This window comes from Rhizobium metallidurans, from assembly GCF_014196505.1.
Lineage (GTDB): Bacteria > Pseudomonadota > Alphaproteobacteria > Rhizobiales > Rhizobiaceae > Rhizobium > Rhizobium metallidurans.
Genome location: NZ_JACIDW010000004.1, coordinates 215175 through 239978, shown reverse-complemented (window position 1 = coordinate 239978; position 24804 = coordinate 215175). Strand labels below are relative to the sequence as shown.

Annotated in this window: 21 protein-coding genes; 18 read left to right on the top strand and 3 right to left on the bottom strand. The window is 63.4% G+C overall.

Translation table 11 applies throughout. From position 1 onward, the window contains the following. Positions 1 to 12: 12 nt before the first annotated feature. The 6 genes from GGQ67_RS10510 to coaA are packed head-to-tail and all read left to right on the top strand — an operon-like array spanning position 13 to position 4032. Positions 13 to 495 (top strand): DUF2628 domain-containing protein, encoded by a 483-nt coding sequence (locus tag GGQ67_RS10510; protein WP_183900119.1) that lies wholly within the window; start codon positions 13 to 15, stop codon positions 493 to 495. Continuing rightward, entirely contained in the window at positions 495 to 1145 is a 651-nt protein-coding gene (gene hisH, locus GGQ67_RS10505) for an imidazole glycerol phosphate synthase subunit HisH (protein ID WP_183900118.1), read from the top strand. Before GGQ67_RS10510 ends, hisH begins: the two co-directional genes overlap by 1 nt. 26 nt (positions 1146 to 1171) lie before the next feature. Further along, positions 1172 to 1921 (top strand): 1-(5-phosphoribosyl)-5-[(5-phosphoribosylamino)methylideneamino]imidazole-4-carboxamide isomerase, encoded by a 750-nt coding sequence (hisA, locus tag GGQ67_RS10500; RefSeq protein ID WP_183900117.1) that lies wholly within the window; start codon positions 1172 to 1174, stop codon positions 1919 to 1921. Next, the gene (hisF, locus tag GGQ67_RS10495) at positions 1918 to 2700 is read left to right on the top strand and encodes an imidazole glycerol phosphate synthase subunit HisF (RefSeq protein ID WP_183900116.1); all 783 of its coding nucleotides are present in this window, start codon (positions 1918 to 1920) and stop codon (positions 2698 to 2700) included. Before hisA ends, hisF begins: the two co-directional genes overlap by 4 nt. 16 nt (positions 2701 to 2716) lie before the next feature. Further along, positions 2717 to 3037 (top strand): phosphoribosyl-ATP diphosphatase, encoded by a 321-nt coding sequence (locus GGQ67_RS10490; RefSeq protein ID WP_183900115.1) that lies wholly within the window; start codon positions 2717 to 2719, stop codon positions 3035 to 3037. After that, positions 3037 to 4032: a type I pantothenate kinase gene (gene coaA, locus GGQ67_RS10485; protein ID WP_183900114.1), complete on the top strand. Its 996-nt coding sequence runs from the start codon at positions 3037 to 3039 to the stop codon at positions 4030 to 4032. Before GGQ67_RS10490 ends, coaA begins: the two co-directional genes overlap by 1 nt. Here the strand turns inward: coaA and GGQ67_RS10480 are convergent. The 3 genes from GGQ67_RS10480 to GGQ67_RS10470 form a co-directional block, all read right to left on the bottom strand. Next, positions 4029 to 4640, bottom strand: coding sequence for an alpha-ketoglutarate-dependent dioxygenase AlkB family protein (locus GGQ67_RS10480; RefSeq protein WP_183900113.1), 612 nt, complete (start codon positions 4638 to 4640; stop codon positions 4029 to 4031). The genes coaA and GGQ67_RS10480 overlap by 4 nt on opposite strands. Positions 4641 to 4656: 16 nt before the next feature. Further along, positions 4657 to 5091 (bottom strand): alternative ribosome rescue aminoacyl-tRNA hydrolase ArfB, encoded by a 435-nt coding sequence (arfB, locus tag GGQ67_RS10475; protein ID WP_183900112.1) that lies wholly within the window; start codon positions 5089 to 5091, stop codon positions 4657 to 4659. Between the two features lie 109 nt (positions 5092 to 5200). Next, positions 5201 to 6811: a phosphoenolpyruvate carboxykinase gene (locus tag GGQ67_RS10470; protein WP_183900111.1), complete on the bottom strand. Its 1611-nt coding sequence runs from the start codon at positions 6809 to 6811 to the stop codon at positions 5201 to 5203. Positions 6812 to 7153: 342 nt separating this feature from the next. Between GGQ67_RS10470 and GGQ67_RS10465 the strand changes: the two genes are divergently transcribed. From GGQ67_RS10465 to trxA, 12 genes are all read left to right on the top strand, one after another. After that, on the top strand, positions 7154 to 7885 hold the full coding sequence (locus GGQ67_RS10465; protein WP_196809369.1) for a response regulator transcription factor: 732 nt from the start codon (positions 7154 to 7156) through the stop codon (positions 7883 to 7885). 77 nt (positions 7886 to 7962) lie between these two features. Next, positions 7963 to 9750 (top strand): sensor histidine kinase, encoded by a 1788-nt coding sequence (locus tag GGQ67_RS10460; RefSeq protein ID WP_183900110.1) that lies wholly within the window; start codon positions 7963 to 7965, stop codon positions 9748 to 9750. Beyond that, a complete protein-coding gene (locus tag GGQ67_RS10455; RefSeq protein ID WP_183900109.1) occupies positions 9747 to 10199 on the top strand; it encodes an HPr kinase/phosphorylase in 453 nt (150 codons plus the stop codon). Before GGQ67_RS10460 ends, GGQ67_RS10455 begins: the two co-directional genes overlap by 4 nt. A 153-nt stretch (positions 10200 to 10352) precedes the next feature. Further along, entirely contained in the window at positions 10353 to 10754 is a 402-nt protein-coding gene (locus GGQ67_RS10450) for a PTS sugar transporter subunit IIA (protein WP_018901148.1), read from the top strand. 9 nt (positions 10755 to 10763) lie between these two features. After that, entirely contained in the window at positions 10764 to 11042 is a 279-nt protein-coding gene (locus GGQ67_RS10445) for an HPr family phosphocarrier protein (RefSeq protein ID WP_183900108.1), read from the top strand. Positions 11043 to 11207: 165 nt separating this feature from the next. Further along, complete coding sequence (ahcY, locus tag GGQ67_RS10440; protein WP_183900107.1) at positions 11208 to 12608, top strand: adenosylhomocysteinase; 1401 nt, start codon at positions 11208 to 11210, stop codon at positions 12606 to 12608. 369 nt (positions 12609 to 12977) lie between these two features. Further along, complete coding sequence (locus GGQ67_RS10435; RefSeq protein WP_425503771.1) at positions 12978 to 15392, top strand: PAS domain-containing sensor histidine kinase; 2415 nt, start codon at positions 12978 to 12980, stop codon at positions 15390 to 15392. Further along, positions 15389 to 16906 carry a tRNA (adenosine(37)-N6)-threonylcarbamoyltransferase complex ATPase subunit type 1 TsaE gene (tsaE, locus tag GGQ67_RS10430; RefSeq protein WP_183900105.1) on the top strand — a complete coding sequence of 506 codons (1518 nt, stop codon included), beginning with the start codon at positions 15389 to 15391 and terminating at the stop codon, positions 16904 to 16906. The genes GGQ67_RS10435 and tsaE overlap by 4 nt, the downstream gene beginning before the upstream one ends. A 12-nt stretch (positions 16907 to 16918) precedes the next feature. Then, a complete protein-coding gene (locus tag GGQ67_RS10425) occupies positions 16919 to 17650 on the top strand; it encodes a nucleotidyltransferase family protein (protein ID WP_183900100.1) in 732 nt (243 codons plus the stop codon). A gap of 3 nt (positions 17651 to 17653) precedes the next feature. Then, positions 17654 to 20833: a double-strand break repair protein AddB gene (addB, locus tag GGQ67_RS10420; RefSeq protein WP_183900098.1), complete on the top strand. Its 3180-nt coding sequence runs from the start codon at positions 17654 to 17656 to the stop codon at positions 20831 to 20833. Further along, a complete protein-coding gene (gene addA / locus GGQ67_RS10415; RefSeq protein WP_183900134.1) occupies positions 20826 to 24377 on the top strand; it encodes a double-strand break repair helicase AddA in 3552 nt (1183 codons plus the stop codon). The genes addB and addA overlap by 8 nt, the downstream gene beginning before the upstream one ends. 74 nt (positions 24378 to 24451) lie before the next feature. Beyond that, positions 24452 to 24772 (top strand): thioredoxin, encoded by a 321-nt coding sequence (trxA, locus tag GGQ67_RS10410; protein ID WP_018901140.1) that lies wholly within the window; start codon positions 24452 to 24454, stop codon positions 24770 to 24772. Positions 24773 to 24804: the final 32 nt, after the last annotated feature.

The following is a 24804-nucleotide window of genomic DNA, read 5'->3' as shown; positions in this document are numbered from 1 at the left end:
GAGCTTGACGACATGACTTCCAGCTATCTGGTTCTGACCGCCCCCGGCGGCGCCGACACCACGCACGAGAAGACGCGCTTCATCCGCGACGGCTTCAGCGTGCTCGGCTTCATGTTTCCGTGGATCTGGCTCGCCGTTCACCGGCTCTGGCTCTACGCCATCGCCGCCTTTCTGCTGCAGACCATCGGCGGCGCGCTGATGGATCAGCCCGGCCTGTGGCTGGTCGGCCTCGCCGTGACCTTCGGCACCAGCCTGCTCGTCGGCTTCGAGGGACAGAACCTGCGCGTGCGCAAGCTTGTCTCCAAGGGCTGGCAGGACGAAGCGTTGATCTCGGCCGATCGGCTCGACGTCGCCGAGGAAATCTACTTTTCTGAAATTCAGACCGATCTCGGTGACGACACGCCCCTGCCGTCACCGCAATGGGATGGCGGGAGCCGCGCCGATCGCGGCACCGCGACCTCGCTCGGTCTCTTTGGCTTTGATGGAGGACGCTGATGCGCGTCGCAATTATCGACTACGGCTCCGGCAATCTGCGCTCGGCGACGAAAGCCTTCGAGCGGGCCGCCCGGGAGGCCGGTATCGAGGCGGCGATCGACCTCACCGACAAGGCCGATGTCGTTGCCGCCGCCGATCGCGTCGTCTTGCCGGGTGTCGGCGCCTATGCCGATTGCCGGCGCGGACTGGATGCCGTGCCCGGGATGACCGAGGCGCTGATCGATGTGGTCGAGAAGAAGGCACGGCCTTTTCTCGGCATCTGCGTCGGCATGCAGCTGATGTCCTCGCGCGGGCTGGAGAAGACCACGACCGCGGGCCTCGGCTGGATTCCCGGCGACGTCGTTGAAATGACGCCCGACGATCCCAATCTGAAGATACCGCAGATCGGCTGGAACACGCTCGACCTCACGCGCCCTCATCCGCTGTTCGACGGCATTCCGACAGGCCCTGACGGGCTGCATGCCTATTTCGTGCATTCCTACCATCTGGCCGCTCGAAACCCCGAGGACGTGATCGCGACCACGGGCTACGGTGGCCCGCTGACGGCCTTTGTCGGGCGCGACAACATGGCCGGCGCGCAGTTCCATCCGGAGAAGAGCCAGAAGCTCGGTCTCGCCCTGATTGCCAATTTCCTGCGCTGGAAGCCCTGAGCTCGCGCCTTCAAAGGACTGACAGAATGATCCTCTTTCCCGCCATCGACCTCAAGGACGGCCAGTGCGTTCGCCTCAAGCTGGGCGACATGGAGCAGGCCACCGTCTACAATCCCGACCCCGGCGCGCAGGCCAAGGCCTTCGAGGACCAGGGCTTCGAATGGCTGCATGTGGTCGACCTCAACGGCGCCTTTGCCGGCGAGAGCGTCAACGGTGCTGCCGTCGATGCGATCCTGAAGGCCACGAAGAACCCGGTGCAGCTCGGCGGCGGTATCCGCACACTCGATCACATCGAAAGCTGGCTGTCGCGCGGGCTGTCGCGGGTAATCCTGGGCACCGTTGCCGTGCGCGATCCGGCGCTCGTGATCGAGGCCTGCCGTAAATTCCCCGGCCATGTGGCCGTCGGCATCGACGCCAAGGGCGGCAAGGTGGCCGTCGAGGGCTGGGCGGAAGCGTCCGAGCTCGGCATCATCGAACTGGCTAAGAAATTCGAGGGCGCCGGCGTGGCGGCGATCATCTATACCGACATCGACCGCGACGGCATCCTGACCGGGATCAACTGGGATTCGACGCTGGAACTGGCCGATGCGGTATCCATCCCGGTCATCGCATCGGGCGGCCTGGCTTCGATCGACGACGTCAAGCGGATGCTGAAGCCGGATGCCGCCAAGCTGGAAGGCGCGATTTCAGGCCGCGCGCTCTATGATGGTCGTATCGATCCCAGCCAAGCGCTGGCGCTGATCAAAGCGTCGCGCGCGAAGGAGACCGCGCAATGACCCTGAAGGCTCGCGTCATCCCCTGCCTCGACGTCAAGGACGGTCGCGTCGTCAAGGGCGTCAACTTCCTCAACCTCGTCGATGCCGGCGATCCCGTCGAGGCCGCCAAGGCCTATGACGCGGCCGGCGCCGACGAGCTCTGCTTCCTCGACATCACCGCCTCCTCCGACAACCGCGAAACGATCTTCGACGTGGTGTCACGCACGGCCGACCAGTGCTTCATGCCGGTTACCGTCGGCGGCGGTGTTCGCACGATCGCAGACATTCGCAAGCTGCTCTTGTGCGGGGCCGACAAGGTGTCGATCAATTCGGCGGCCGTCAGCAATCCTGATTTCGTGGCGGAGGCGGCCGACAAGTTCGGCGACCAGTGCATCGTCGTGTCGATCGACGCCAAGCGCCGGCAGACCCCTGCCAGCGGAGACGCCAGCGCCTGGGAGATCTACACCCATGGCGGCCGCAACGCGACGGGCATCGATGCCGTCGATTTCGCGCGCCGCATGGTCGAGCGCGGAGCCGGCGAACTGCTGGTGACCTCGATGGACCGCGATGGAACGAAAGCCGGCTACGATCTGGAGCTAACGCGGGCGATTGCCGATGCGGTGCGCGTTCCCGTCATCGCGTCGGGCGGCGTCGGCGATCTCGATGACCTCGTGGCAGGCGTCAAGGAGGGCCATGCGACCGCGGTTCTCGCCGCCTCGATCTTCCACTTCGGCACCTATTCCGTCGGCGAAGCGAAGCGCTATATGTCTTCCTGCGGCATCGACATGCGTCTCGACTGAGACTGAAAGCGATATGATGAGCGAATTCACACTCAGCGACCTCGAAAAGATCGTCGATACGCGATCAAAGGCTTCGCCCGAGGAATCCTGGACGGCGAAGCTCGTTGCCGCCGGCCAGGCGAAGGCGGCGAAGAAGCTTGGCGAGGAGGCGATCGAAGCCGTCATGGCTGCCGTGACCGACGATCGCGAAAATCTCGCCTACGAGGCGGCCGACGTGCTCTATCATCTCTTGGTCGTATTGAAGATCGCCGGCGTTCCGCTACAAGATGTCATGGCGGAACTTGAGCGTCGTACCGCTCAATCCGGCCTCAGGGAGAAGGCCAGTCGGCAAAGCTGATGGGTATCGCAAGACAGATAACCGGTGCGCACGAGACGCACGATCATTTCCAGGCGAATGCCTATTCGCCCTATCACTTCTTTTCATCCGAGGAATGGGCGAAGCTCAGGGCGGACACGCCGATGACGCTGACCTCGGACGAGGTCAAGCGGCTGCGCTCGATGGGCGACCCGATCGATCTCGACGAAGTGAGGCGCATCTATCTCTCGGTCTCGCGCCTGCTCTCGGCGCATGTGGAATCGTCGCAGCTGCTGTTCCAGCAACGCAACCGCTTCCTCAGCCTGTCGAACGTGGCGAAGACGCCGTTCGTGATCGGCATCGCCGGCTCGGTGGCGGTGGGCAAATCGACGACGGCGCGTATCCTGAAGGAGCTCTTGCGCCGCTGGCCGTCGAGCCCGAAGGTGGATCTGGTGACCACGGACGGCTTCCTGCATCCGAACGCCGTGCTGCAGCGGGAAAACCTGATGCAGCGCAAGGGTTTCCCCGAGAGCTACGACACGGGTGCCATCCTGCGGTTTCTGGCGGCGATCAAGGCCGGGCAGCCCGACGTCAAGGCGCCGTCCTACTCGCACCTCGTCTATGACGTGCTGCCGAACGAATACAAGATCATCGACCGGCCGGACATCCTGATCTTCGAGGGCATCAACGTGCTGCAATCGCGCGACCTGCCGGCGGGTGGCAAGATCGTGCCGATGGTCTCGGACTTCTTCGACTTCTCGATCTATATCGACGCGGATGAAAGCCGGATTCACGACTGGTACGTGACGCGGTTCATGGGCCTGCGCGAGACCGCCTTCCGCGATCCGAACTCGTTCTTCCACCGCTATGCCTCGATCAGCGAGGAGGAAGCGCTGTCGATCGCCGAAGGGCTCTGGCAGAACATCAACCTCAAGAACCTTCGCGAAAACATCCTGCCGACGCGCCCGCGCGCGGACCTGATCCTGCGCAAGGGGCAGGATCATCTGATCGAACAGGTGGCGCTCCGGAAACTCTAGGGTTTCACCCGCCGAAGCGTCAGGTTGATGCGACCGCCGTTCTTGAGAAGCGTGGATGTCGCGGGATAGATGCGGTCCACACCGTGGAAACACAGGCGTCCCTCACCGCCGAGAACAACCACATCGCCGCTCGACAGCTTGAAGGACATGGTCTTGTCCGTGCGCTCGAGGCCGCCGACGCGAAACAGGCAGGTGTTGCCGAGCGAGATCGACACGACGGGCGCCGAGAGGTCCTGTTCGTCCTTGTCCTGATGCAGGCCCATCCTGGCATCGTCTGCATAGAAATTGACGAGACAGGCCTCGGGCGGCTTGTCGTAGCCGGAAACGTCGCTCCAGATGTCGAGCAATTCACTGGGAATCTCGGGCCAGGCTTTTCCCGTCGCCGGATGGGTCGGCTGGTAGCGGTAGCCGCGCTCCTTGTCGGTGACCCAGCCGAGCGAGCCGCAATTGGTCATGCGCACCGACATGGGCTTGCCGGTGCCCGGCATGACCGGGGTGTAGAGCGGCGCCTGCGCGACGATCTCGCGGATGATGCCGACCAGTTCTTCCTGGCGGGGGCGGCTCAGATAGTCCGGGCTGTGGCGAATGCCGTTCGACAGCTGCAGCATCGTGCCCTCCCCTCACCTATTCGCCGCTCGGGCGGCCACGCATCTTCTTGACGTCGGAGCGGCCGGACTTGGCCTTCAGCCGGCGCTCCACCGACCCCTTGGTCGGCTTGGTCTTCTTGCGCGGCGGCGGCGGCGGCTTGGCGGCCTCGAGGATCAGTTCCTTCAACCGCTCGCGCGCATCCTCGCGGTTGCGATCCTGGCTGCGGAAGCGGCTGGCCTCGATCATCAGCACGCCTTCCTTGGACATGCGACGGCCCGCCAGTTTCACGGCGTTGATCTTCACCCGCTCGTTCAGCGCCGGCGAATTCTGGATGTTGAAGAACAGCTGGACTGATGTCGAGACCTTGTTGACGTTCTGCCCGCCGGGGCCGCCCGCCAGAACGAACTGTTCCGTCAGCTCCCATCCCGCGATGGTGATCCTGTCGTTGATATAGAGCGGGTCGCTGGCCATGTGATGTCTATCTCACATCGTCTCCCGCTTGGAAAGGCGCTTCAAAACGCGCGAAACCCGGCCGTTCGGGGCCGGGTTTCACGTGAATCATCAATCAGTTGTCGCTGATTTACTCAGCGGCCACCCGAAAACCCGGGGCCGCATCGCGCACTCCGCCATCTACGTGGCCTTCGAACTTGGCGAAATTGTCGATGAACATGGTCACCAGCTTGTTCGCCTGCGCGTCATAGGCGGCAGCGTCAGCCCAGGTCGAGCGCGGATCGAGAATGCCGCTCTCGACGCCCGCGACTTCGACCGGAACCGCGAAGCCGAAGTTCGGGTCGGCTCGGAAATCCGCCTTGCTCAGCTCACCCGAAAGTGCAGCCGCGAGCAGCGCGCGCGTCGCCTTGATCGGCATGCGCTTGCCGGTGCCATAGGCGCCGCCGGTCCAGCCGGTGTTGACGAGCCAGCATTCGACGCCGTGGCGGCCGATCAGCTCCTTCAGGAGATTGCCGTATTCCGACGGGTGCCGGGGCATGAAGGGGGCGCCGAAGCAGGTCGAGAATGTCGCCTCCGGCTCGGTCACGCCGCGTTCCGTGCCCGCGACCTTGGCGGTGTAGCCGGAGAGGAAGTGGTACATGGCCTGATCCGGCGTCAGCTTGGCGATCGGCGGCATGACGCCAAAGGCATCGGCCGTCAGCATGATGATCGTCTTCGGATGGCCGGCGCGGCCGGTGTCCGAGGCGTTCGGGATGAAATCGAGCGGATAGGCGCAACGGGTGTTTTCGGTGAGCGATCCGTCGTTGAAATCCGGGACGCGGTTTTCATCGAGAACGACGTTTTCGAGCACCGTGCCGAAACGCTGCGTCGTCGCGTAGATTTCCGGCTCGGCTTCGGCCGAGAGGCGGATGGTCTTGGCGTAGCAGCCGCCTTCGAAATTGAAGATGCCGTCCTCGCCCCAGCCGTGCTCGTCGTCGCCGATCAGCGTGCGGGCCGGATCGGCGGAAAGCGTCGTCTTGCCGGTGCCCGACAGGCCGAAGAAGACGGCGGCATCGCCATCCGGGCCGACATTGGCCGAGCAGTGCATGGGCATGACGCCCCTGGCGGGCAGAAGGTAGTTCAGCGCCGTGAAGACCGACTTCTTCATTTCGCCGGCATAGAAGGTGCCGGCGATCAGGATCTCGCCATTCGTCAGGTCGCAGGCGATGACGGTTTCGGTGCGGCAGCCGTAGCGCTCCGGATCGGCCTTGAAGGTGGGCAGATCGATGATCGTGAGCTTCGGCATGAAGCCTTCCAGCGTGGAACGCTCCGGCCGGATCAGCAGGTTGCGGATGAACAGCGAGTGCCAGGCAAGCTCGGTGACGACGCGGGTCGGCAGCGCATTGCCCTCATCGGCGCCGCCGATCAGGTCCTGCACGAAGAGCTCCTTGCCGGCGGCGTGCGCCAGCATGTCCTCTTTCAACAGCGCGAAATGCTCCGGCGACATCGGCTTGTTGTTGTCCCACCAGATCTCGCCGTCGGTGTTTGCGTCTCGCACGACGAACTTGTCCCTGGGCGAACGGCCGGTGTGCTGGCCGGTCAGCGCACGCAGAGCGCCGTGAGCGGTGAGTTCGGCTTCTCCCCGGCGAATCGACTCTTCATAGAGGGAGGCGGCGGTGAAGTTATAGCGAACGCTCTTCGCGCCTGCAAAACCTGCCGTCGCCAGCTCTATCGCTGGGTTGTGAGTACCGAACTGCTCCATGGTCATTTCCTTCCCTTGGGGCTCAACGCCGTTAAGAACTGAGCGCGAACCTACGGACAGGATTTTTAAAACGCAAGTGGCATAAATCGATATTATTTAATGATATCAGATATTTAATCGATTTAAATTTAAGTACCTTATTTTAAATCGTTTGAACCGGCTTGGCGCAATCAATTTTCATGCACGACTTTCGGTTGTCCGGAAAAATTAGCCGCCGCCGCGCCCTTTATCTTTGCCACAATTTGTTCCACCTTTATCCCCATAAGCGCATCCGGTTCATATGGCCGCCTGGGGACCTTCAAAAAACCTGGAGACGCGCATTAGATGACGGAGACGAATACAATGCCGACAATCGCGCTCGTTGATGACGACCGTAACATCCTGACCTCGGTGTCGATCGCGCTTGAGGCCGAAGGATACAAGGTCGAGACCTACACGGATGGCGCCTCGGCCCTTGACGGTCTTCTCGCCCGCCCGCCGCATCTGGCGATCTTCGATATCAAGATGCCGCGCATGGACGGAATGGAACTCCTGCGCCGCCTGCGCCAGAAATCCGACATGCCGGTGATTTTCCTCACCTCCAAGGATGAAGAGATCGACGAGCTCTTCGGCCTGAAGATGGGCGCCGACGACTTCATCACCAAGCCGTTCTCCCAGCGACTGCTGGTCGAGCGCGTGCGCGCCGTCCTGCGCCGCGCCGCCGGCCGGGAAGCCGCGGCAGCTGCCGCCACCGGCGCCGCGCCCAAGCCCGGCGCCGCACAGCTCGCGCGTTCGCTTGAGCGCGGCCAGCTTGTCATGGACCAGGAGCGCCACACCTGCACCTGGAAGAGCGAGCCGGTAACGCTGACCGTCACCGAATTCCTGATCCTGCACTCGCTGGCGCAGCGCCCCGGCGTCGTCAAAAGCCGTGACGCGCTGATGGATGCGGCCTATGACGAGCAGGTCTATGTCGACGACCGCACCATCGACAGCCACATCAAGCGGCTGCGCAAGAAATTCAAGATGGTCGACAACGACTTTGATATGATTGAAACGCTCTACGGAGTGGGATACCGCTTCCGCGAAGCAGCCTGACGCCAAAGCGGCGCGGCGGATAAAAGTATATGAGAGCCGGCGCCGCCAAAGCGGCCCGCTCTTCGAAGGGGCTGTCGTTGGCACAGTTGGTGCAGGAGAAGGATCTGGATGACGCAGACGGCGTAGGCCGACGCGTCCGGGGACGACGCTGGTCGCATCCCTTCACGATCATTCGCCGTATCTTCGGCAACGCGGTCTTTTCCAGCCTGACGCGCCGCATCCTGTTCTTCAATCTTGCGGCACTCGTCGTTCTCGTCGGCGGCATTCTCTATCTCAACCAGTTTCGCGAGGGGCTGATCGACGCCCGCGTCGAGAGCCTGTTGACGCAGGGCGAAATCATCGCCGGCGCCGTTTCGGCTTCCGCCTCGGTCGATACCAACTCGATCACCATCGATCCCGAAAAGCTTCTGGAGCTGCAGGCCGGCCAGAGCATTACCCCGGTTCCGAATGACGAGGACCTGGAATTTCCGATCGACCCGGAGAAGGTCGCGCCGGTTCTGCGCCGGCTGATCTCGCCGACCCGCACCCGCGCGCGCATCTTCGATGCCGACGCGAACCTTTTGCTCGATTCACGCCATCTCTATTCGCGCGGCCAGGTGCTGCGCTTCGACCTTCCGCCGGTTGCCGACGAGGAGCAGACCTGGGGCGAATGGTTCACGACGATCTTCAACAAGGTTCTGCAACCGGGTAACCTGCCGCTCTACAAGGAAGCGCCGGGTGGCGACGGCTCGATCTACCCTGAAGTCATGAACGCGCTGACCGGCGTGCGCGGCGCCGTCGTCCGCACCACGGAAAAGGGCGAGCTCATCGTTTCCGTCGCGGTGCCGATCCAGCGTTTTCGCGCCGTGCTCGGCGTGCTGCTCTTGTCGACGCAGGCCGGCGACATCGACAATATCGTCCATGCGGAGCGCCTCGGCATCATGCGCGTCTTCGGCGTGGCGACGCTGGTCAACGTGCTCCTGTCGCTGGTGCTGTCGTCGACGATCGCCAATCCGCTGCGTCGCCTTTCGGCCGCGGCGATCCGCGTGCGTCGCGGTTCCAAGGAGCGCGAGGAAATCCCCGATTTCTCGGTTCGCCAGGACGAGATCGGCAACCTGTCGATCGCGCTGCGCGACATGACGACCGCGCTCTATGACCGGATCGACGCGATCGAAAGCTTCGCGGCCGACGTCAGCCACGAATTGAAGAACCCGCTGACCTCGCTGCGCAGCGCCGTGGAAACCCTGCCGCTGGCAAAATCGGACGATTCCAAGAAGCGGCTGATGGACGTCATCCAGCACGACGTTCGCCGCCTCGACCGCCTGATCAGCGATATTTCCGACGCCTCGCGTCTCGACGCCGAGCTTGCGCGCGTCGATGCCGGGTCGGTGGATCTGGAGGTCCTGCTTCGCGATCTCGTGGAGATCTCGCGTCAGATCCGCAACCGCAAGAAGGAAGTGCAGATCGAATTCGCGATCGAGCGCAAGCCCGGCGTCAAGACACGCTTCCTGGTCAACGGTCACGACCTGCGCATCGGCCAGATCGTCACCAATCTGATCGAGAACGCACGCTCCTTCGTCTCCGACCAGGACGGAAAAATTACCGTTCGTCTGGTTCGCACTCGCTCGCGCTGCATCGTCTATGTCGAGGATAACGGTCCCGGTATCCAGGCGGAGAACATCGACCGCATCTTCGAGCGCTTCTATACCGACAGGCCGGAGTCCGAAGGCTTCGGCCAGAATTCCGGGCTCGGCCTTTCGATCAGCCGACAGATCGCCGAAGCGCATGGCGGCTCGCTGCGCGCCGAAAACATCATCGACGCGGAGACCGAAGAGGTGGTCGGCGCCCGCTTCACGCTTGCTCTGCCCGCAGATCCCAACTCATGACCACGGCACCGGTCAATATCCACGCGACGGCGATCGTCGTCGGCAAGACCGGACTTCTCTTCAAGGGGCCGTCGGGATGGGGCAAGTCGATGCTCGCCTTTACCTGTCTTGCGGAAGCGAAGCGGATCGGGATCGATGCCATGCTGGTCGCCGACGATCAGGTGATGATCTCGACACGGGACGCGGTCACGATCGCGGCCTGCCCGCCCTCCATAGAGAGCATGATCGAGCTGCGCGGAACCGGCATCGTCCGCATTCCCTTCACCCGGGAAGCCGCCATGCATTATGCGATCCTTCCAGGGCGCGCTTCGGGAGAAGACCGGCTGCCACCGGAAGACGAGACGGCGACGGTCTCGCCCGGCATCGTGCTGCCTGTCATTCGGTTGCTGGCTAACGTGCCGCTGCCGCTGGCGGTACTGATGGCCAAAGCACCCGAAATCGGGCGCTAATGCCTACGAAACCGGCAGCTGGCGCGCGAAACCGTGCATTTTTGTCTTGCCATTCGGCTTTTCATAGCCAAGATGTGCCCCCACGGTGGACGCGATTGCTGCGTTGCGATATTGGGCCTACCGTTTGCATACGCCATTGGGAGCAGTAGTATCATGATCGGACTTGTGCTTGTCACACACGGCAAGCTGGCTGAAGAGTTTCGTCATGCGGTCGAACATGTTGTCGGTCCTCAGAAATTCATCGAGACGGTCTGTATCGGCCCCGAAGACGACATGGATCAGCGACGCCAGGATATTCTGGGCGCGGTTGCAAATGCCGATGATGGCCACGGCGTGGTCATCCTGACCGACATGTTCGGTGGTACTCCTTCCAATCTGGCGATTTCCGTGATGAGCAGCGGCCATACCGAAGTGATCGCCGGCATGAATCTGCCGATGCTGATCAAGCTCGCCGGCGTGCGCGGCGAGGACAATATGGAAAAGGCGCTCGCCGAGGCATCCGAAGCCGGCCGCAAATACATCAATGTCGCCAGCCGCGTTTTGAGCGGCAAGTAAAGAGCCCCTATGACCGTCCAGCTGTCCCGCGAACTTCTCATCATCAACAAGCGTGGCCTGCATGCACGCGCTTCGGCGAAATTCGTGCAGACGGTCGAAACCTTCGACGCTTCCATCACGGTCTCCAAGGATGGGATGACGGTTGGCGGCAACTCGATCATGGGACTGATGATGCTGGCAGCGAGCCCGGGCTCGAGCGTCGTCGTCTCGGCCAGCGGCAACCAGGCCGAACAGGCGCTCGACGCGCTGGATCAGCTGATCCAGAACAAGTTCGGCGAAGATATGTAAGGTCCTCAGGACCATATAAACATATAAAGACTTCTTTATATCATTATTGCCTTCGTCATAGAAGCCTGCTAAACGGCTGGCCTGACCGCGCCTGCGCGGAGCTTTTCGTCGCGCGACCCCGTTTCGCGCCTTTGCATCTGAGACGCTTTCAGCATGGAGAACCCAATGAGCACTGAAAAAGATTACGTCGTCGCCGATATCGGCCTCGCAGACTTCGGCCGTAAGGAAATCACGATCGCTGAAACCGAAATGCCGGGTCTGATGTCCTGCCGCGAAGAGTTCGGCGCATCGAAGCCGCTCAAGGGCGCACGCATCACCGGCTCGCTGCACATGACGATCCAGACGGCCGTGCTCATCGAGACGCTGGTCGCTCTCGGCGCCGAAGTGCGCTGGGCATCGTGCAACATCTTCTCGACGCAGGATCATGCCGCCGCCGCGATCGCAGCTTCCGGCGTTCCTGTCTTCGCCATCAAGGGCGAGTCGCTGCACGACTACTGGGTCTACACCGACAAGATCTTCCAGTGGGCCGATGGCGGCCTCTCCAACATGATCCTCGATGACGGCGGCGACGCCACCATGTACATCCTGCTCGGCGCCCGCGCCGAAGCCGGCGAAGACGTGCTGTCGAACCCGCATTCGGAAGAAGAAGAGATCCTCTTCGCGCAGATCAAGAAGCGCCTCGCCGCTTCGCCGGGCTGGTTCACCAAGCAGCGCGACGCGATCAAGGGCGTGACCGAAGAGACCACCACGGGCGTCAACCGTCTTTACCAGCTCTCCCAGAAGGGCCTGCTGCCCTTCCCCGCCATCAACGTCAACGACTCGGTCACCAAGTCGAAGTTCGACAACAAGTACGGCTGCAAGGAATCGCTGGTTGACGGCATCCGCCGCGGTACCGACGTGATGATGGCCGGCAAGGTTGCCGTCGTCTGCGGTTACGGCGACGTCGGCAAGGGTTCGGCCGCTTCGCTTCTCGGCGCCGGCGCACGCGTCAAGGTCACGGAAGTCGACCCGATCTGCGCACTGCAGGCCGCCATGGACGGTTTCGAAGTCGTCACGCTCGAAGACGTCGTCTCGACCGCCGACATCTTCATCACCACGACGGGCAACAAGGACGTCATCCGCATCGACCACATGCGCGCGATGAAGGACATGGCGATCGTCGGCAACATCGGTCACTTCGACAACGAAATCGAAGTCGCAGCCCTGCGTAACCTGAAGTGGACCAACATCAAGCCGCAGGTCGACCTGATCGAGTTCCCGAAGGGCAACCGCATCATCCTGCTCTCGGAAGGCCGCCTGCTGAACCTCGGCAACGCAACGGGCCATCCGTCCTTCGTCATGTCGGCTTCGTTCACCAACCAGACGCTGGCGCAGATCGAGCTCTTCACCAAGCCCGGCCAGTACCAGAACCAGGTCTACATCCTGCCGAAGCACCTCGACGAGAAGGTGGCGCGCCTGCATCTCGCCAAGCTCGGCGTCAAGCTGACGCAGCTTTCGGAAGAACAGGCATCCTACATCGGCGTGACGCCGCAGGGCCCGTTCAAGTCCGACCACTACAGATACTAATAGCCGATTCGATATCCACAACATCTAGAGGGTGCGGCATTGACAAATGCCGCACCCTTATTTTTTGGCACACATCTTCCCGACGATTCCTATCCGAAGTATTGTTTTAACACTCGATTCGTGGAGACGGACGCGTCCGTTTGCTACGAAAATGGGATGTCTTGTCGTAATGCGGCACAAAAGGACGGAGACATACCGCGCATGTCGGAAATGATGCACCGCCTGGTCAAACAGGCAGAAGACGGCGTTTACCCGTCTTGCTGCGCTGGCCAACCAGGCAATGGAAAACCCGTCGATGCCCGCAAGGCTTCGGCGCAGCGATCAGGCTTGTTGGCTCGGGTGGCAAGGATCTTTGCCGCGGGGACCGCAATGGCGTCGATCGCCCAGCCGGTTTTCGCGCAGGCGGCAGCGGACGCCGCCCAGTCGCCGCATCTTTTCACATCCACGCAGGTCGTCGGCTTCTCCGTCGTCATCGGCGTCATCTCGGCCGCCCTGCTTTCCACACTCTGGGTGGTGCGCCAGCGCGGCAATCTCGAGAGCGAGGGCCGCGAGATCCGCTCCGCGCTGTCGGATGCGCAGCAGCGCATTTCGCAATACCAGGCACTGATCGCCGACAAGAACCGGCGCATCGTGATCTGGGACGGCGACGAGCGCCCCGAACTGCTGGGACAGCTGCCGGCCGAGACCGGCGCACCGCAGGACAATGAATTTCTGGCCTTCGGCCTCTGGCTGAAACCACGCTCGGCATCGGAGCTCGACCGCGCGATCGACGGCTTGCGGCAGTCCGCCAAGAGCTTCGACATCGTCGTCGAAACCCACCGCGAAGAGGTACTGGAAGCGCAGGGCCGGGTTTCCGGCGGCCGCGCCTTCGTTCGCTTCGTGGCGCTGAACAATCTGCGCGCCGAGCTCGCCGAACTGAAGATCGAGCGCGACCGGCTGATGTCGTCGATCTCGGCGTTCCAGGGCCTGCTTGATTCCATCGACCTGCCGGCATGGCAGCGCGACACCGAGGGCCGGCTGACCTGGGTGAACCATGCTTACGGCGCCGCCGTCGATGCCTCGTCGCCCGACGAGGCGATCGCCGAGGGCCGCGAAATCCTGACGACCATCGCGCGCGAGCGCATCCGCGCCGTCGCCACGCCCGAGTCCCCGTTCCACGACAAGATCTCGACCGTTATCCACGGTAACCGCACCTTCCTCGACGTCGTCGACGTCAGGGTTCCGAGCGGTTCGGCCGGCATCGCGGTCGATGTCTCCGGCATCGAGACCGTACGCGCCGAGCTGGAGCGGACGCTGAAGAGCCACGCCGAGACGCTCGACCATCTGGCGACGCCGGTCGCGATCTTCGACGGCGATCAGCGGCTGCAGTTCTACAACCAGGCTTTCGTTTCGCTCTGGCAGCTCGATATCGCGTTTCTCGAGAGCAAGCCCGACAATGCCGAGCTTCTGGAGCGTCTGCGCGCCGCCAAGAAGCTGCCAGACCAGCTGAGCTGGAAGACCTGGAAGGAGACGGCGCTTTCGGTGTACCGGGCGCTCGACACGCAATCCGACCTCTGGCACCTGCCGAACGGCCAGACGCTGCGCGTCTTCGCGACCGCGCATCCGCAGGGCGGCGCCACCTGGGTGTTCGAGAACCTGACCGAACAGGTCGATCTCGAGACGCGTTACAATACGCTGGTGAAGGTTCAGGGCGAGACGATCGACCATCTGTCCGAAGGCGTGGCGGTGTTCGGTCCCGATGGCCGCATTCGTCTGTCGAACCCTGCTTTCCGGGCACTCTGGGGCATCACCGAGGCGGAAGCGAAGCCGGGCACCCATATCCGGGCTCTGGGCGATGCCTGCGCGCCGTCCTACGACCGGCCCGACGGCTGGAAGACCTTCGCCGAACTGATCACCAGCTTCGACGACGAGCGTCGCTCGAGCCAGGGAACGCTGGAGCTGTTCTCCGGCCTCGTGCTCGATTACGCGGTCATCCCGCTGCCGAACGCGCAGACGATGCTGACCTTCGTCAACATGACGGACAGCGTTCGCGCCGAACGCGCGCTGACGGAAAAGAACGACGCGCTGCGCAAGGCCGACGAGCTGAAGAACGATTTCGTCCAGCACGTGTCCTACGAACTGCGCTCGCCGCTGACCAACATCATCGGTTTCACCGACCTGTTGCGCACGCCGGGGCTTGGCGATCTCAACGAGCGGCAGGCGGAGTATATCGATCATATCTCCACCTCCTCGTCGGTTCTGCTGACGCTGGTGAACGACATTCTCGATCTTGCGACCGTCGATGCCGGCATCATGCGGCTGAACTATTCGGAGATCGACCTCGGCGACCTGCTCGACGACGTCTCGATCCAGATCGCCGATCGGCTGCAGGAAAGCGGCGTGACGCTGGAGATCACCGCGCCGGCGCGGCTCGGATCGATCATCGCCGATCCGCAGCGCCTGAAGCAGATCCTGGTCAAGCTTTTGTCCAATGCCGCGAATTTCTCGCCGGAGGGCGCTTCGATAGCGCTGGCCTGCCAGCGCGAGGGAACGGACTTCGTCTTCAGCGTGACCGATCAAGGCCCGGGCATCTCACAGGAGATGATCTCGACCGTCTTCGACCGCTTCGCGACGGGCGCCAAGAGCGGCAAGCGTGGTGGTGCGGGCCTCGGCCTGTCGATCGTCGACAGCTTCGTCAACCTTCATAACGGCCAGGTCGTCATCGACAGCCAGCCGGGCAAGGGAACGACGGTCATTTGCCGGATTCCTTCGGCCAACCTCCCCTCCTACGCCGCCGCCGAATGACGACAAGCGCGCCTGTCATCTCGCTTTTCCTTGAAGACGAGGCAGCGACCGACCGTCTCGGCGAGGACCTTGCGCTGGCGCTGAAGGCGGGCGACTGCCTGGCGCTGTCGGGCGATCTCGGCGCCGGCAAGTCCTCGCTGTCGCGGGCGCTGATCCGCGCGATCGCAGATGACGCGGAGCTCGAAGTCCCGAGCCCGACCTTCACGCTCGTGCAATCCTACGAGTTGCGCATTCCCGTCGCGCATTTCGATCTCTACCGGCTGGGCGATGCCGCCGAACTGACCGAGCTCGGTTTCGACGAGGCGCTGCAGAGCGGCATCTGTCTAGTCGAATGGCCGGAGATGGCCGAGAGCGAGCTGCCGGATGACCGGATCGTGCTGACGCTGACGCATGAGGGCACTGGACGCCGGGCGACAATCGCGGCACCCGAGAAGCAGGCCGCACGGATCAACCGCGTTCTTGCCATTCGCGCCTTTCTTTCTGCTGCCGGCTACCCGCGTGCCAAGCGCCGGTTTCTGACCGGCGACGCATCGCTTCGGGCCTATGAGGCGATCTATCCAGACGATGGTGTGCGCCGGATCCTGATGGACTGGCCGCCACTGCCGGAAGGCCCGCCGGTGCTTGACGGCAAGCCCTATCCGAAGGTGGCGCACATCGCCGAGAACGCCTATCCGTTCGTCGCTATCGCCGACGTGTTGCGCGAACGCGGCTTCGCGACCCCGCTGATCGACGAGGTCGATTACGAGCAGGGAATCCTGCTGATCGAGGATCTCGGCAGCGATGGGGTTCTCGACGAGAGCGGCCGGCCGATCGCCGAGCGCTATCTCGAAAGCGTCGCATGCCTCGCGGCGCTGCATGCGCAGGCGATCCCGCAGGATATCCGCGTCACCGACGCGCATGTGCATCACATTCCGGATTTCGACCGTACCGCGATGAAGATGGAAGTGCGTCTGGTGCTCGACTGGCATCTGCCGTGGAAACGCGATGGAGCGCCGGTGACCGATGCGGAGCGTAACGAATACCTGGCGATCTGGGACGCGCTGATCGACCAGCTTGATGCGGCCGAGAAGAACCTGCTGCTGCGCGATTTTCACTCGCCCAATATCATCTGGCGGGAAGGCGAGACCGGCGTAAGGCGGGTCGGCCTGATCGACTTCCAGGATGCGATGATCGGGCCGACGGCGTATGATCTCGCCTCGATTGCCCAGGATGCGCGCGTGACCATCGAGCCCGATCTCTTCGCCCGGCTGATGGAGCACTACCTGTCGCTGCGCCGCGCGCAGGGCGGATTCGACGAGGCGGGCTTCCTGAAAAGCTGGGCGATCATGTCGGCGCAGCGCAATTGCAAGCTGGCCGGTCTGTGGGTTCGGCTGATGCGGCGCGACGGAAAACCTGGCTATATGAAGCACATGCCGCGCACGCTCTCCTATCTGAGCGTGGCGCTTCAGCATGAAACGCTTGCCCCCTTGCGCGCGTGGTGCGTAAGGACTGGAATAGTCACCAGCGAATCATAAGTTTCGGACGATATGACCATCAAACAAGCCATGGTGCTGGCTGCCGGTCTCGGCACCCGGATGCGCCCGATTACCGATACGATCCCCAAGCCGCTGGTGAAAATCGACGGCAAGGCGATGATCGACTATGCGCTGGATTCGCTGGCCGAAGCGGGCGTCGAGAAGGCGGTGGTCAACGTGCACCATCATGCCGACCAGATGCTCGACCATCTCAGCCGCTACAAGGCGCTCGAGATCATCATTTCCGACGAGCGTGCCGGCCTGATGAACAACGGCGGCGGCCTGGCGAAGGGCTTGAAACTGCTCGATCGCGGTCCTGTTTTCGTCACCAATGCCGATCTCTTCTGGATCGGCGAGCGGCCGGACCGGCCGAGCAATCTGAGGCGCTTAGCCGGATTCTTCGACGCGGACCGGATGGACATGGCGATGCTGTGTGTCAATCTCGAAGACACGACCGGGCATAACGGCAAGAACGACTTCAACCGCGATGAGAAAGGCCGGCTGAGCCGTGTTCGCGCCGACGGTCCGGACCCTGTGGTCTATGCCGGGGCGATTGCCATGCAGACAGCGTTTCTCGACGACGCGCCTGATGACGCCTTCAACCTCAACATCTATTTCGACAAGGCGATCGCGCGCGGCCGGCTTTACGGCATGATGCTCGAGGGACATTGGCTGACCGTCGGCACGCCCGAGGCGATCGGCGACGCGGAAGAGACGATCCGGCGTTACCGGGCAATGGCTTAGACGATGAGCGAGCGGCATCAGCCCAGGGTTCTGACAATACCGGCGGGGCTGCCCTTTCTCGCGACCCTGGCCGAGACGCTTTGCGACGGGCGGCTGACGCCGCTGTTCCGGCATGACCCCGCCGATCCGCTGTCGCTCTCCAAGGTGACGATCTATCTGCCGACGCGGCGCGCGGTGCGCGTGCTGCGCTCGGAGTTCGTCGACCTGCTCGGCGGTCGCTCCGCGATCCTGCCCATCATCCGGCCGCTTGGCGAGACGGATGACGACAGCGGCTATTTCGACGAAGCGCTGCCGGCAACGCTCGATCTCGCGCAGCCGCTATCCAACACCGCGCGACTGCTGGAACTGGCGCGGCTGATCCTCGCCTGGCGCAACAAGCTGCCTGACATCGTGCGCAGCATCCATTCCGATTCGCCGCTCGTCGCACCCGCCAGCCCCGCGGACGCGATCTGGCTTGCCAGGAACCTGGCCGAGCTGATCGATTCCATCGAGACCGAGGATCGCGACTGGAGCGAACTTGCGACGCTGAGCGCGAGGGATCATGCGCTGTGGTGGCAGCTTACGGCGGAGTTCCTGCAGATCGCCAGCGCCTTCTGGCCGGAACGCCTGAACGAACTCGGCAAGTCCTCGCCTGCGCGGCACCGCAACGCGATCCTGAGAGCGGAAGCCAACCGGATCGCGACGATGCCGGAAAGCGGCCCAATCATCATCGCCGGCTCGACCGGCTCGGTGCCGGCGACGGCCGATCTGATCGCGGCGGTGGCGGCGCGGCGCGAGGGCGTGATCGTGCTGCCGGGTCTCGATGTCGGCATGCCGGATGAGCACTGGCGGATGGTCGCCCCCGACATGGCCGATGCCGCGAGCCGCAGCCATTCGCAATATGGCCTGGCGCAGCTTTTGAAGCACCTGCGCCTGACGCGCGAGGATGTTTCGACGCTTGCGAGCGCGCGCGACGCGCTCGCGGTCCGCGCGCAAATCCTCTCGCATGCGCTGTCTCCATCCGAGGCGACCAGCGACTGGAGCCGGTGGAAAGAAACGCTTTCGGAGAACGATATCGCGGCGGCTTTCGCCGATGTATCGCTGATCGAGGCGGGCAATGAACGTGAAGAGGCGACGGCGATCGCCATCGCGCTTCGGCTGGCATTGGAGCAGCCGGGCAAGGATGGCGAAAGCCGTGCGGCGCTGATTACGCCGGACCGCAATCTTGCCCGCCGCGTGATGGCCGAGCTTTCGCGCTTCGGCATCGTCGCCGACGATTCCGCCGGCACGCCGCTTGCAGCGATGCGGCAGGGAACCCTCTTGCAGCTGCTGCTCGAAGCAGCCCTGAGACCGGGCGATCCGGTGGCGATCGTCAGCCTGCTGAAACACCCCCTGGCGCGCTTCGGGCTGGAGCGCGGCGCGCTTTCCGAGGCGGTGGCGGCGCTCGAATTGCTGGCCTTGCGTGGCGGCGTGGCGGAGGTCGATATCAGCGCGCTTGGGCCCCTGCTCGAACATCAGCTCTCCGAACAGGCGCTCGACCGGCACGCGCCGCATTGGCGCAAGGCGCTTCCCGTCCACGCGGTCGACCTGGCGCGCGATCTCGCCCGCAGGGTCGGCGAGGCAACCGAGCCGCTCGCTTCCGCTCTCGTGCGCCACGACACCGGCAGCCTCGGCCTCACCACGCGCTTCACGCTCTCGGACTGGGCCGATCGCACCGGCCGCGCCATCGAGGCCGTCGCGCGCGACGAGAAGGGCGATCTCTCCGGGCTGTGGTCCGGCGAGGCGGGCGATACGCTGGCGACATTGCTTGGCGAGGTGATCGGGACCGACGGCCAGATCGAGGCGGACGGCACTCAGTGGATCGATATCATGGCGGCACTTTCGGCTGGACAGGCGGTGAAGCCGCAAGCGCTCAGCCATCCGAGACTGTTCATCTTCGGCACGCTGGAAGCCCGTCTGCAGAGCGTCGACACGCTGATCCTCGGTGGCTTGAACGAGGGCTCATGGCCGGGGCAGACGGCCAACAATCCCTTCATCTCGCGATCGATGAAGACCGAGATCGGCCTTGAGCCGCCGGAGCGCCGTATCGGCCAGCTGGCGCACGACTTCGAGATGGCCAACGGAACGCGGCATCTCGTTTATACCAGGGCGCTGCGCAAAGGCTCGACGCCCACAGTCGCCTCGCGCTGGCTGCAGCGGCTGATGGCCTTTTGCGGGAAGAATTTCGAAGCCACGCTGAAGGATCGGGGAGAGCAGTTCGTGCACTGGGCGGGCCTGCTCGACGAAGGTCAGCGGCAAGCGCCGGCGCAACGACCGAGCCCAACACCGCCACGCGAGGTGCAGCCGAAATCTTACTCGTTCAGCGAGGTCGGCCGGCTTCGGCGCGACCCCTATGCGATCTATGCGCGCCGCGTTTTGAAGCTCGACGCCGTCGATGCCTTCAACCGAGACCCCGGGGCTGCCGAACGCGGAACGCTCTATCACAAGATCATCGACAGGTTCGTGCGCGAGGGCAACATCGCCGGCACGCCTGACGGGACGGCGGCGATGGAGCGGATATTGACCGAGCTGTTCGACATGGAGCAGCTGCCGGCGCATATCGATGCCGTCTGGCGGCCGCGCTTCCGCGAGGTGGCGCGTTCCTTCCTCGCCTGGGAAGCGGAGCGGCGGCCGGGGCTTCAGCGGACGCTGACGGAAGTGCGCGGCGCCATGCAGCTCGAGCAGGTCGATATCCGGCTTAGCGGCGTCGCCGACCGGATCGACATCACCGGGCCGCACTCCGCCGATCTGATCGACTACAAGACGGGCTACAACCCCTCGCCCGCGCAAGCGCGATCGCTGCTTGATCCGCAGCTGGCGCTGGAGGCCGAGGTGCTGAAGGCCGGCGGCTTCATGGATGCCGGCAAGCTGGTGCCGCAGGACCTGCTCTATGTCAGGCTGCGGCCGGGAAGCCGGTTCCAGGTCGATACCGTCAACAACGAATTCTCGGCACGCAGCGACAAGGCGAAATCGGCGATCGAACTTGCCGGCGATTCGATCGATCAGCTGGTGAAATTCGTGGCGCTGCTGCAATCCGGCGAGAAGGGTTTTACATCGCGGCTCATTCCCGCCCAGCAATTCGAGTTCGGCGGCGATTATGATCACCTCGCCCGAGTCTCGGAATGGTCGACGGCCGAAAGCGATGAGGCCAGCAATGATGAGTGACGAAACGGCACTGCCTGAGGGCGACGACCCGCAGGACTGGACCAGCTGGACCACGGTGCAGCAATCGATCGCATCCGATCCGCGTCGATCGGCCTGGGTTTCGGCCAATGCCGGATCGGGAAAGACGCACGTCCTGACGCAACGGGTGATCCGGTTGCTGCTTTCAGGCGCCCGGCCCTCGGCGATCCTGTGCCTGACCTATACGAAGGCCGCGGCCTCCGAAATGTCGAACCGCGTGTTCGATCGGCTGGCCGAGTGGGCTGTGCTCTCGGACGAGGAGCTCCGCAAGCGCATTGCCCAGATCGAGGGGACGCCGCCTGACGTCCTCAAGCTCGCGGAGGCACGCCGGCTTTTCGCCAAGGCGCTGGAGACGCCGGGCGGGCTGAAGATCCAGACCATCCACGCCTTCTGCGAAGCGCTGCTGCACCAGTTTCCGCTGGAGGCGAACGTTGCCGGGCACTTTTCGGTGCTCGACGACCGGGCAGCCGCAACGCTGCTTGCCGACGCGCGCCGCTCGCTGCTGACGGCGACGACGCCCGAGGAAGACAGGGCGCTCGCGGACGCCTTCTCCTATGTTCTCAACCTCGGCGACGAATCCGGGCTGGAAACGCTGCTTGGTGAAATCGTCGCCAACCGCAATGCGATCAAGGCATTCACCCAGGCCGCCGACCAGAATGACGGCCTCGACAATGTCTTGCGGGCGGAGCTTGGCCTCTCCGAAGGTGACACCGAGCTTGCAATCGCCGGGCAATACTGGCCGCTGCCCGGTTTGGCCGGCGGTACGCTCAGCCTTTATCTGGAGCTCGCCGACAGCAAGGGCGGCGCCAAGGCGCAGGACGTGGCTTCCGCGCTGAAGAGCGTGGTGCGCGAAACGGATATCCTTCGCCGGATTCCGACGCTCGAGAAGATCTTCCTGAAAACGGATGGCGAACCGAAGTCGGACGGGCAGTTCACCGTGAAGGCGATGCTCGCCCAGGCGCCGGAGCTTGCCGACGCGATTGCCGCGGCGCGTGCGCATGTGGTCTCCTGCCGTGACCGGCTGAAGATCGTGCGCATGTTCGACGCGACGCGCGCCGCCCTTGTGCTCGCCGACAGGCTCAATCGAGACTATGACGACCTGAAGAAGCAACGAAGCCAGCTCGACTTCGAGGATTTGATCACCCGCACCGCAGATCTCCTGAACAAGAGCGACGTCGGGCCGTGGATCCACTACAAGCTCGATCAGGGTATCGACCACATTCTCGTGGATGAGGCGCAGGATACCAGCCCGATCCAGTGGAGCGTGATCCAATCGCTGGCGGAGGATTTCTTCTCCGGCGAAAGCGCGCGTGACGTAGTGCGCACCCTGTTTGCCGTGGGTGACGAGAAGCAGTCGATCTATTCGTTCCAGGGCGCGCGGCCCGAACGTTTCTCGGAAGAAAGCCGGCGCACGCGGCAGCGTGTGTCGCAGAGCGGCCGGGATTTTTCCTCGGTTCGATTGCCGCTCTCTTTCCGATCGACCTCCGACGTGCTTGCTGCCGTCGACCACATCTTCACGCCGCCAGACAATGCGCGCGGACTGAGCGCCGTCGGCGAGCCGGTGGTGCATCGCTCCAACCGTATCGGCCACCCCGGCGCCGTTGACCTGTGGGAGATGATCGCGCCTGAGGTCGCGATCAAGGACGAGGACTGGACGGCGCCGTTCGACGCGACGCCGGAAAGCGCACCCGCCGCCATTCTGGCGCGACGCATGGCGCATACGATCGACATGATGGTCGGCAAGAAGACGATCATCGAGAAGGGCAAGGAGCGGCTGATCGAGGCCGGCGACATTCTGGTCCTGGTGCGCAAGCGCGATGCCTTCGTCAATGCGCTCACGCGCGCGTTGAAGCGACGCGGCAATATTCCGGTTGCCGGCGCCGACCGATTGCGGCTCACCAGCCATATCGCGATCCAGGATCTGGTCGCACTCGGCCGCTTCCTGCTTCTGCCGGAAGACGACCTTTCGCTGGCCGCCGTCATGAAGAGCCCGCTCTTTGATCTCAGCGAAGACGACATCTTCGCGGTGGCGGCGCTGCGTGACGACGGCCAAAGCGTGTGGGCGCATCTGCAGGCCTATGCGGCGGATGGCAATGAGCGTCTCGGCGCTGTCGTTACTCGGCTGCGGCTGTTTCTCGAGGAATCGAAGAGCCTCCCGGTTCACGACTTCTATGCCCGGGTGCTTGGGGTTCATGGCGGGAGACGCCAATTTCTCGCGCGGCTCGGGACCGAGGCGAGCGACATTCTGGACGAGTTTCTCACCTTCACGCTCGATCATGAAACCGCCGCCCTTCCCGGCCTGCAGTCCTTCATCTCGACGCTCGAGCTTGAGGCGCCCGTCGTCAAGCGCGAGCAGGATAAGGGTCGCAACGAAGTCCGGATCATGACCGTGCACGCTTCGAAGGGGCTTGAAGCGCCAATCGTGTTTCTGGTGGACGGCGGCTCCAAGGCATTCACGCATTCGCATATGCCGAAATTGCGGCTACTCGAGCAAAGCGGTGACCGACCGCCGCTGCCGGTCTGGGTGCCGCTTGGCGATCTCAGCAATTCGCTGACGCAGGCCGACGCCGCGCGTATCCAGGTGCTGGCGGAAGAGGAGTATCGCCGGCTTCTCTACGTGGCGATGACGCGCGCGGCCGATCAGCTGATCGTCTGCGGCTACAGGGGCGTGCGGCTTAATACCGACACCTGGCATGCGATGATAACGGCTGCGATGGACGACAGCCATCCGCATGTCGAAGCCGCCACCTTCTCCGGGCCGGATGGCGACTGGCAGGGTGTCGAATGGCGCGTGCCGACGATGGAGCGGATGTTCGAGCGCGCCGACCATGTGGAGCAGACCGCCGCCCGCGACGCCCTGCCGTTCGACCTCAATCGCCCGCTGCCACCGCAAAAGAAGCTCCCTCGACCCCTTAGCCCTTCCGGGGCCGGAACGATCATCGACGAGGAGGCCGACAATCTTCTCGTGGCCTCGCCGCTCTTCACCGACAAACCGAAATCCGACCGGGCGCTGCAGAAAGGCCGGCTTTTGCACCGGATGCTGCAGACATTACCCGAGATACCGCTGGCGGAACGCCCGGACGCAGCCAGGCGCTATGCCGAGCGCGCCGCGCGTTTCTGGCCGCAGGACGAGCGCGACAGGTTGATCGATTCGGTTCTGAAACTATTGGATGTGCCAGATCTGCAGCCTGTGTTCGAGGCGCATGCGCAGGCCGAAGTGTCGATCATGGGAACGCTTGCGCTCGACGGGCGCGACTATGCCGTCTCTGGCCGCGTCGACCGGCTGGCGGTGCTCGACGACCGTGTGGTCATCCTCGATTACAAGACCAATCGCGTGCCGCCGGAGACGGCTGAGGCCATTCCCTTCGCCCACCGGGCACAGCTTGCCATCTACCAGACGATCATGGCGCCGCTCTATCCCGGCAAACGGATCGATTGCATGCTCGTCTATACCGAGAACGGCTCCGTGCACACGCTGACGCCTGAGGCCATGGCATTGGCGCTTGCACAGCTCAAAACAAAGTGAAATACCGGTCATTGAAATCCCGCCGGCGCACCATCACATGTGCTTCAACAGGAATCCTTTAAAGGAGCGGCCTTATGGCTACCGTGAAAGTCGATATCAATAATTTCCAGGCTGAAGTTCTGGAATCCGCAGAACCCGTCGTTGTCGATTTCTGGGCTGAATGGTGCGGCCCGTGCAAGATGATCGCTCCGAGCCTCGAAGAACTCGCCGTCGAGTTCCAGGGCAAGGTGAAGGTCGCCAAGCTCAACATCGACGAAAATCCCGAGCTGGCCGCCCAGTTCGGCGTGCGCTCGATCCCGACGCTTGCCATGTTCAAGGCCGGCGAAGTTGCCGATATCAAGGTTGGCGCTGCTCCGAAGACCGCTCTTTCGAGCTGGATCTCCAGCGCGGCCTGACCTGTCAGGACATTAGAATGAAAAAAGCCCGG